1 protein-coding gene is annotated in these 1,482 nt (G+C 52.2%); it reads left to right on the forward strand.

From position 1 onward, the window contains the following. Positions 1–198 precede the first annotated feature (198 nt). Positions 199–1,374, forward strand: coding sequence for an integrase core domain-containing protein (locus HX792_RS30210; RefSeq protein ID WP_176999489.1), 1,176 nt, complete (start codon positions 199–201; stop codon positions 1,372–1,374). Positions 1,375–1,482: the final 108 nt, after the last annotated feature.

Below are 1,482 nucleotides of genomic sequence, written 5' to 3' on the forward strand. Positions count from 1 at the left end.
TTTTGGGGTGTGAGTACATATCCGTTTTTTGGGTAACGGCTGCTTATGGTTCCGCCCTTACGGCGGCTCACTTTGGAAAAGCCCCAAAGTAAGCAAAGGGCTCTTGCCGGTATGACTCACCCACATGGGTTACAAATCAGTTCACGCACATAGGTAACAGTTTTTAACTGGCAGGGTCGATTTCGCGAGGATCTGACCATGCCCTGGAAAGAGCTGAAACCTATGGACCTTAAAGTGATGTTTATCGCCGACTATCTGTCCAAAAAACACAGCCTTAGCCAGTTGTGCCGGGAATACGAGGTCAGTCGAAAAACCGGGTATAAATGGGTCAGACGTTATGAAACAGAGGGCCCTAGCGGGCTTGATGAGCGTAGTCGCTGCCGCCACAACCAAAACTACATAGTGCCGATGGCGGTGAAGCAGGCAATCATCGAGCTTCGTTCAATTGGCGAGACGATTCCCGGTCCGAAGAAGATTCAGAACAGCCTCATACTGCGTTTTCCGGATCAAGATCCGCCCTCGAAAACGACCATTTACAACATCCTCAAGGCCGCTGATTTGATCACGCCTCGGCCAATGCGTCGAAGCGTGGCTGTTTACCCCAAGCCTTTACGCAAGGCAGAAAATCCTAATCAGCTGTTCAGCGCTGACTACAAGGGTCAGTACCTGACTGGGGCAGGTGTTTGGTGCTATCCGCTGACGATCATGGATCATGCCAGTCGTTTTTTACTGGCCTGCCAGAGCATGGGCAGCACCAACTTTAAGGAAACTCAGCAAACCTTCGAGAGGGTTTTCCGCGAATACGGACTGCCAGAACGCATTCGTACTGATAACGGCATACCGTTTGCCAGCACCAGTCGCGCGGGGCTATCACAGCTATCGATCTGGTGGATGAGGCTTGGGATCATTCCTGAGCGAATCGAGCCCGGTCGCCCAGATCAGAATGGGCGGCACGAACGTATGCATCGGACACTGAAAAGCACATTACCTCATCCTTCGCCAATTGCCTGGGAGGCCCAACAGCGTCACTTTGATCGTTTCCTACAGCACTACAATTACGAGCGTGGCCACGAGGCGCTTGGGCAGAAAACCCCTGCCACTTGCTATACGCCTTCCACTCGAATGTACCCAGAAACGTTACCGGAGATGGTCTATGCAAGCCATATCGAGAGTTACTTGGCCGATAGTAGCGGGATCATCAACCGAGGTGGAATGCGGGTGTATGTTGGAAATTTGCTCTGTCACCAGACCATCGGAATGGAAATGATTGGTGATGGGGTGTGGAATGTGATCTTCGGGCCGGTGATTCTTGGGCACGTGAACGCGAGAGACGCAAAGAACGGTTATGTATCAATCAAAGTGTCACCTATGTGAATGCACTTTTTTGTAACCCATGTGGTTGTCCCGTACATGCCCCAACACTCGGCACCTCGCTTAGGCTCGGTGTGCCCGTAATCCGACAGTGATTTGGGGGGCCGCCGC

Source organism: Pseudomonas sp. B6002 (assembly GCF_013385985.1).
In the GTDB taxonomy this organism is placed as follows: Bacteria; Pseudomonadota; Gammaproteobacteria; order Pseudomonadales; family Pseudomonadaceae; genus Aquipseudomonas.